Raw genomic sequence first — 6,608 nt, forward strand, 5'->3', positions numbered from 1 at the left:
CATCAATACAAAGTCTAATTCCGGTAGAATAATAATTTATAACCTCAGGATAATCAATTGTTCCACTAATCGACATTATCGCAACTAACACATCATATTCTCCGTCGTTGTTTTTTGATACTCCCTTTGTTGCAAAAATTAAATTTCCATCATCGATCGATAATAAAAGCAACCTACCTTCCCTTACATCATCATAACTAACGGCGGACCCAAAATTCTCAATCTCCACGACACATCTCCCCCAATATATTAGAAACAATCGATTTATAATGTTCGAACGCGCAACGACCTGTTCGCGATCGCGGCTACCTTACAGCCCCTAGACCAAAATGCGCCAGAGGCCCCAGGACGGCCGATCCGCTCCGGGGCCACTCCGCATCACCTTTCCCCTCTGAAGCCCCTCCTGCGCCTCCGGGCGCGGCCAAATCCCGAAAAATCCCCACAGCCAAACCCGCCGATCTATGCATCGGCCATCCACGACGGCGCTTGCCCGTGCTCCAACTAACCATCCACCAAAATCCAAATAACTACGAAATCCTCAAACTACTTATCCGATTAATATACGAATTTCGTAATTCTTATCATGTATCATAATACTAAATATAGTCCTCATGCGACGAATCCACATTGCGTTTCGGCTTTGACTCGTTCACTGTGACTCCAGTTCGGCGGCATGCATCGCCACAACAAGCCGGGCGGGGAGTTTTTGAAATGATGTTTTTCACGATAGAGGCACAAGAGCACGCGCAACTTGATGCAGCCTACCGGCGCGAGGATCCATCTCAGAACGCGCATATGTCTGGGTACGACGCCGTCACCCGCGCGCTCAACGAAGTGTGGAACGTTGATCCTGGCGTCGACGCCACGACAGCCGACCTAGCCGGATGCGCGCTCGATCTGATCAAGGCTGTCAGGCTGCATCTGGCCAACGATGACGGCACGGAATCATCTGATAATTGGGACGGCCGCGATGATGGCTACGAACTGGCCATGAGGGTGCAGAGCTTCTTGGAGCGAATCGTCGTGCTCAAATGGAGGCGCACATGATCGCCGCCGCCATCTTGCGAGATTCGCTGATGTGGCTGGCCGAACGGCTCAACGCCGCATCGCTAGCCGCGCTCGACGCTGCCGGACGGCTTCACGCGAGGGTCAGGGAATGATCGGCTGGCTGATCGCGACGGGCTATCTCGCCGTCCTGGGTATCGGCCTCGCGCTCTGCAGGTCGGCCGCAAAGGGCGATGGCGGCACCATTGGCCGCCAATCGCCTCGGATCCATTCTCGACCCATTCTCGACTTAGAATGGCGTCCCCTAGGGGATTCGAACCCCTGTTACCGCCGTGAGAGGGCGGTGTCCTAGGCCTCTAGACGAAGGGGACTTAGGCGCGGGCCCCGATATAGGGGAGCCGGTGCGCCGACGCAAGCTGTTTCGTCACTTTTCGTGACGGCTATCCCGCGGCCGCCACCGCATCCGGCGCGATGCAGCTTCGGGCGCGCTGCAGCACGGTCTCGATCGTCTCCGCCGCGGTGTCGAAGGCACCGACGAAGCGCCAGACATCGCCCTCCCAATGCGCCGCGATCACGCCCTGGCGGGCCAAGCCGGTGGCCAGCGCCGCCGGCAGGCGCACGAACACCTCATTGGCCTCGACCGGATGCTCCAGCGCCACGCCGGGCAGCGCCTGCAGGCCGTCGGCCAGCTGCCGCGCCCGGGCATTGGCGTTGCCGGCCAGGCGCAGCCACAGATCATCGGCGAGATAGACTTCGAGCTGGGCCGAGATGAAGCGCATCTTCGAGACGAGATGGCCGGCGCGCTTGCGGCGCAGGGCGAAGTCCGCGGCCTTGACCGGGTCGAAGAACACCACCGCCTCGGCCATGACGCAGCCATTCTTGGTACCACCGAAGGACAGCACGTCGATGCCGGCCTTCCAGGTCAGCTCGGCCGGCGATCCGCCCTGGCTCGCCAGCGCATTGGCAAAGCGCGAGCCGTCCATATGCACGGCCAGGCCGTGATGCCGCGCCGTGTCGGTCAGCGCCGCGACCTCGGCCGCGGTGTAGACGGTGCCGGCCTCGGTCGCCTGCGACAGGGTCAGCATCGCCGGCTGGCTGCGATGCACGTCGCCGCGCCAGCTTTCCGGGAAGGCGGCGTCCAGCGTCGCCGGGGTCAGCTTGCCGTGGTCGCCATCGGCCAGGATCAGCTTGGCGCCATGGCTGAAGAATTCCGGCGCGTTGCATTCGTCGACCGCGACATGCGCCTCGCGATGGCACAGCACCGCGCCATAGGGCGGGGTGAAGGTGGCCAGCGCCAGCGCGTTGGCGGCCGTGCCGGTCGGCACCGGAAACACGGCGACGCGGCGTTCGAACACCTCGGACAGGCGCGTCTCGAGCCCCTTGGTCGCCGCATCGGCGCCGTAGGACGGCACCCGGCCGTCGGCGGCGCGGGCGATCGCCGCCAGGATCTCGGGCGCGGCACCCGCGACATTGTCGCTGGCAAGGTTGATCACATCTGTCATGCCGGAATCCTTCCGCCTCAGCGGATCGCTTATGGGGTGGTCGTGAGAAGAGTGACGGCGGCGCCGGTGCGCGGGTCGATGCTGCGCAATTCCTGCGCGCCGCCGGGGAGTGTGATCAGCATCACTGCGCGATCGCCCACGGAGGTGATGCTAGAGACACGGCTGCCGGCGGGCAGTGCGGACGGGACGGCGGCCGAGAGGGCCGGCGCCGCGGTGGAGGGAGCGGCCGGAACCGACGCGTTCGTCGGGGGTGCCTTGGCCGGGCCTGCGGAGAAGATCTGGCGGCCCATCTCACCCACAACCACGGCGGCGAGCACGATGATCACCACAAGCATCGCCCAAACGGTTATCTTCACCGCACGCAATGACCCAACTTCCAGACGCACCCGCCGCACCCCTTTTCATGGACCAGCCCATTCTCGTCACCGTCGGCCCGGAGGCCGCCGGCGAGCGGCTGGACCGTGCCCTGGCCGCCGCGGTGCCGGAACTGTCGCGATCGCGGCTGCAGGCGTTGATCGCCACCGGTTGCGTGCGGGAGGGCGAGCGGACAGTAGAAGACGCCTCGACCAAGGTCAAACCCGGCCAGCGCTTCGAGATTCGCGTGCCGCCGCCGGCCCCGGCCGTGCCGGCCGCCCAGGCCATCGAGCTTGATATCGTGTACGAGGATTCTTATCTCATCGTCATCGACAAGCCGGCCGGACTGGTGGTCCACCCCGCGGCCGGCAATCCCGATGGCACCCTGGTCAACGCCCTGCTCGCCCATTGCGACGGCGAGCTGTCGGGCATCGGCGGCGTTGCGCGGCCCGGCATCGTCCACCGGCTGGACAAGGACACCAGCGGGCTGATGGTGGTGGCCAAGACCGACGCCGCGCACCAGGCGCTGTCGGCGCAATTCGCGGACCGCACCCTGTCGCGCACCTATCTGGCCCTGGTCTGGGGCCGGCCGAACCCGTCGGCCGGCACGATCGAAGGCGCGATCGGCCGCGACCCGCGCGACCGCAAGCGGATGGCGATGGTGAAGGCCGGTGGCAAGGCGGCGCGGACCCACTACCGCGTGCTGCGCCCGGCCGGGCTGGAGGCCAGCCTGCTGGCCTGCAAGCTGGACACCGGGCGCACCCACCAGATCCGCGTCCACCTGACCTCGATCGGCCATCCGCTGATCGGCGACCCGGTCTATGGCCGACGTCCACGCTCGGCTATCGGCAGCGAGATCGAACGCAGCTTTCCGCGGCAGGCGCTGCATGCGGCAAAATTGCGCTTCCGCCACCCGGCGGATCAGAATGAACGCGAATTCACGAGGCCCCTGCCCGGAGACATGCGAGATTTGCTCGTCTCCCTCGCGGGGGAAGACCGTATACCCGACTACTGAAGTCAGGTATTATGACGATGTCCGGATGATGATTCCGGCGGGCGCCCACCCTGGAGGGACGGGCGCCGGAGAGGGAGCAAGATATCATGGCACAAGCGAGCCTGCCCGTTCTGGGCGCCGAATCCAATCTGAGCCGCTACCTGCAGGAAATCCGGCAGTTTCCGATGCTGGAGCCGCAGGAAGAGTTCATGCTTGCCAAGGCGTGGCGTGAGCATGGCGACACGGAATCGGCGCATCGCCTCGTGACCAGCCATCTCCGGCTGGTGGCGAAGATCGCGATGGGTTACCGCGGCTACGGCCTGCCGATCTCGGAGCTGATCTCCGAGGGCAATGTCGGCATGATGCAGGCGGTGAAGCGCTTCGACCCGGACCGCGGCTTCCGGCTGGCGACCTATGCCATGTGGTGGATCCGCGCCGCCATCCAGGAATACATCCTGCACAGCTGGTCGCTGGTGAAGATGGGCACCACCGCGGCGCAGAAGAAGCTGTTCTTCAACCTGCGCAAGCTGAAGGGCCAGCTGCAGGCGATTGAAGAAGGCGACCTGCGGCCGGAGACGGTGACCCAGATCGCCACCAAGCTGTCGGTGCCCGAACAGGACGTGATCTCGATGAACCGGCGCCTCGCCGCGCCGGACAGTTCGCTGAACGCACCGCTGCGCGTCGATGGCGAGGGCGAGTGGCAGGATTGGCTGGCCGACGACCGCGACAGCCAGGAAGTGCTGCTGGCCGACAAGCAGGAGCTCGGCAAGCGCCGGCAGCTGCTGAAGGACGCCATGGGCCATCTGAACGACCGTGAGCGCCGCATCCTGACCGAACGCCGCCTGCGCGACGAGCCGACCACCCTGGAGGATCTGAGCCAGGAATACGGCATCAGCCGCGAGCGGGTGCGCCAGATCGAGGTGCGCGCCTTCGAGAAGCTGCAGAAGGCGATCCGCAACGCCGCGGTCGAGGCCAAGCTGGCCCACTGATCCTGTAGAGCAGAATCGTCAGACGGCTGGAGCTTTCGCTCCGGCCGTTTTCGTTTGGGACGTCAGTGCCTGTTGCCGGCCTCTGCTTCCGTCCCGGTTGGCCCTGCCCCGCTTTGGCGCGACGACGTCACCGGACCGTCCGCAAAGCACACCATGGCGCTGCCTTTGCCGAGATTAGGGCAGTACCAGCCAGAGGGAAATCCGAAGGCGGGCGGGATCGCTTGAGTGACGGGTGAAGTGGCAAATTGCGGCCCCCCGGCCCAGAGGCCGACAATGGTGATGGCCAGCAGAGCCACGGCGCTCGCCGACAACCGCCATGGCAGAGGCCAGCCGAATCCTTCGATATGCTGGGCCACAGCCACCAACACGCGGGCATCCAGGAACAGCACCAAACAGAAAGCGATCCAGAACCCCAAACCGACCAGACTCATGGGCCAGCCCTTCGCACAGTCATGCGCCCATGATAGCACGGAGCCGCCGGGTCGTCCGGCGCGGGCCCCGTGCCGCCCTCAGCCCTTGGGCTGCAGCAGGTCCCAGAGATTTCCGTAGAGGTCCTCGAACACCGCCACGGTGGCGTAGCTTTCCTCGCGCGGGGTCTCGTGGAACACCACGCCGCGCGCCGTCATCGCCGCGTGGTCGCGCCGGAAATCATCGGTGTGCAGGAACAGCGCCACCCGGCCGCCGGTCTGGTCGCCGACCCGGCTGTCCTGCGCCGGCGTCGCCGCCTGGGCCAGCAGCAGCGCCGACCCCTGCCCGCCCGGCGGCGCCACCAGCAGCCAGCGCTTGCCGTCGCCGAGCGGCGTGTCTGCCACCGCATCGAAGCCCAGCACCCCGGTGTACCAGGCCTTGGCCTCGTCATAGTCGCGCACGACCAGGGTGATCGCGCCGATGTGCTGGCGGGTCATGGCAATCCTCTCCATCGTTTCAGGGTATGCCCTTCAGGCCCCAGGGCGGCCGGTCTGGATTACCGCCGGCGCCGACCACGCTGGACACCCGCCATTGCCCGGCGGGCGAACGGGCCAGGCGGAACTTTACCGCCCCCGCACCGCTGCCGAAGGCGACGGTGACCGTGCCGTCCGGGCGCAGTTGGGGCTCGCCGGCCGCGCCCTGATCCGGCAGCCGTACCGGCAGCGCCCCGGCTGTCTCCACGGTCAGCATCAGGTGGTCGAACAGCCAGCTCAGATCCGTCTGGTCCCATTCCGCCATCGGCGGGACGGCGGCCTGCAGCACCGTCGACCGCCGGTCGGCCGGCAGCGGTCCCATCAGCTGACTCATGTTGAAGGTCTGGAAGGCCTGCATCCATGCGTTCTGGGACGTCGCCGACAGGATCCAGAACACCGTCACATAGTCCCGGCCGCGGTAGGCCGTGACGAACTGGGTGACGGCCGACTGCGGCGTCGCCAGGTCCAGCCGGTCGAAAGGCGTGCGGGATGTCTGCGCGACTGCCGAGGTCGCAAGCAGCGTGACGAGCGACAGAACCGCGACGATCCGGCCGACGACCATGACAACCCCTCCCCCTCGATCCGCAGGCCCCTGATCTTGCCACAAGATCGGGAGCCTGCGTCGCCTCGGGCGAGAATGGCGGCCTGAGCCGTCTTTCGAAACGGCCTCAGTCGGCGAAGGGGTCGCGCACCAGGATGGTGTCGTCGCGCTCCGGGCTGGTCGACAGCAGCGCCACCGGCGCCTCGATCAGCTCCTCGATCCGGCGGATGTACTTGATCGCGGTGGCCGGCAGGTCGGCCCAGGAGCGCGCGCCCTTGGTGC

Annotated in this window: 10 protein-coding genes and 1 tRNA gene; 3 read left to right on the forward strand and 8 right to left on the reverse strand. The window is 65.6% G+C overall.

All coding sequences use genetic code 11. The features are described from left to right. Positions 1–229 (reverse strand): hypothetical protein (locus AC3XYG_RS16375; RefSeq protein ID WP_489140915.1); only part of this gene is annotated, 229 nt, incomplete at its 3' end. Between the two features lie 482 nt (positions 230–711). On the opposite strand from AC3XYG_RS16375, the gene AC3XYG_RS16380 reads away from it, so the two are divergent. Further along, the gene (locus AC3XYG_RS16380) at positions 712–1,047 is read left to right on the forward strand and encodes a hypothetical protein (RefSeq protein WP_489140916.1); all 336 of its coding nucleotides are present in this window, start codon (positions 712–714) and stop codon (positions 1,045–1,047) included. Between the two features lie 253 nt (positions 1,048–1,300). Here AC3XYG_RS16380 and AC3XYG_RS16385 read toward each other — a convergent pair. The 3 genes from AC3XYG_RS16385 to AC3XYG_RS16395 all read right to left on the reverse strand — a co-directional run bounded on the left by AC3XYG_RS16385 (position 1,301) and on the right by AC3XYG_RS16395 (position 2,842). Then, a tRNA-Glu gene (locus AC3XYG_RS16385) sits at positions 1,301–1,376 on the reverse strand. A 69-nt stretch (positions 1,377–1,445) separates the two neighbouring features. Further along, complete coding sequence (locus tag AC3XYG_RS16390) at positions 1,446–2,507, reverse strand: threonine aldolase family protein (protein ID WP_489140917.1); 1,062 nt, start codon at positions 2,505–2,507, stop codon at positions 1,446–1,448. A gap of 29 nt (positions 2,508–2,536) precedes the next feature. Beyond that, positions 2,537–2,842, reverse strand: a complete 306-nt coding sequence (locus tag AC3XYG_RS16395) for a hypothetical protein (protein ID WP_489140918.1) — start codon at positions 2,840–2,842, stop codon at positions 2,537–2,539. 68 nt (positions 2,843–2,910) lie between these two features. Between AC3XYG_RS16395 and AC3XYG_RS16400 the strand changes: the two genes are divergently transcribed. Together AC3XYG_RS16400 and rpoH are read left to right on the forward strand one after the other, a co-directional pair. Continuing rightward, positions 2,911–3,876, forward strand: a complete 966-nt coding sequence (locus AC3XYG_RS16400) for an RluA family pseudouridine synthase (protein WP_489140919.1) — start codon at positions 2,911–2,913, stop codon at positions 3,874–3,876. A gap of 86 nt (positions 3,877–3,962) precedes the next feature. After that, positions 3,963–4,844 carry an RNA polymerase sigma factor RpoH gene (gene rpoH, locus AC3XYG_RS16405; RefSeq protein WP_489140920.1) on the forward strand — a complete coding sequence of 294 codons (882 nt, stop codon included), beginning with the start codon at positions 3,963–3,965 and terminating at the stop codon, positions 4,842–4,844. 62 nt (positions 4,845–4,906) lie between these two features. On the opposite strand, the gene AC3XYG_RS16410 is transcribed toward rpoH, so the two are convergent. The 4 genes from AC3XYG_RS16410 to AC3XYG_RS16425 form a co-directional block, all read right to left on the reverse strand. Beyond that, positions 4,907–5,275 (reverse strand): hypothetical protein, encoded by a 369-nt coding sequence (locus tag AC3XYG_RS16410; RefSeq protein ID WP_489140921.1) that lies wholly within the window; start codon positions 5,273–5,275, stop codon positions 4,907–4,909. Positions 5,276–5,353: 78 nt separating this feature from the next. Next, positions 5,354–5,749, reverse strand: a complete 396-nt coding sequence (locus AC3XYG_RS16415) for a VOC family protein (RefSeq protein WP_489140922.1) — start codon at positions 5,747–5,749, stop codon at positions 5,354–5,356. Positions 5,750–5,768: 19 nt separating this feature from the next. Continuing rightward, positions 5,769–6,347, reverse strand: coding sequence for a hypothetical protein (locus AC3XYG_RS16420; protein ID WP_489140923.1), 579 nt, complete (start codon positions 6,345–6,347; stop codon positions 5,769–5,771). Positions 6,348–6,453: 106 nt separating this feature from the next. After that, a partial coding sequence (locus AC3XYG_RS16425; protein ID WP_489140924.1) for an adenylosuccinate synthetase occupies positions 6,454–6,608 on the reverse strand: 155 nt, incomplete at its 5' end.

The organism is Inquilinus sp. (assembly GCF_057815775.1).

Excerpts from the sequence above, each read along its gene's own strand:
- AC3XYG_RS16390 (WP_489140917.1), bottom strand. The coding sequence starts at position 2,507 with ATGACAGATGTGATCAACCTTGCCAGCGACAATGTCGCGGGTGCCGCG.
- AC3XYG_RS16395 (WP_489140918.1), bottom strand. The coding sequence starts at position 2,842 with ATGCTTGTGGTGATCATCGTGCTCGCCGCCGTGGTTGTGGGTGAGATG.
- AC3XYG_RS16400 (WP_489140919.1), top strand. The coding sequence starts at position 2,911 with ATGGACCAGCCCATTCTCGTCACCGTCGGCCCGGAGGCCGCCGGCGAG.
- rpoH (WP_489140920.1), top strand. The coding sequence starts at position 3,963 with ATGGCACAAGCGAGCCTGCCCGTTCTGGGCGCCGAATCCAATCTGAGC.
- AC3XYG_RS16410 (WP_489140921.1), bottom strand. The coding sequence starts at position 5,275 with ATGAGTCTGGTCGGTTTGGGGTTCTGGATCGCTTTCTGTTTGGTGCTG.
- AC3XYG_RS16420 (WP_489140923.1), bottom strand. The coding sequence starts at position 6,347 with ATGGTCGTCGGCCGGATCGTCGCGGTTCTGTCGCTCGTCACGCTGCTT.
- AC3XYG_RS16380 (WP_489140916.1), top strand. The coding sequence starts at position 712 with ATGATGTTTTTCACGATAGAGGCACAAGAGCACGCGCAACTTGATGCA.
- AC3XYG_RS16415 (WP_489140922.1), bottom strand. The coding sequence starts at position 5,749 with ATGACCCGCCAGCACATCGGCGCGATCACCCTGGTCGTGCGCGACTAT.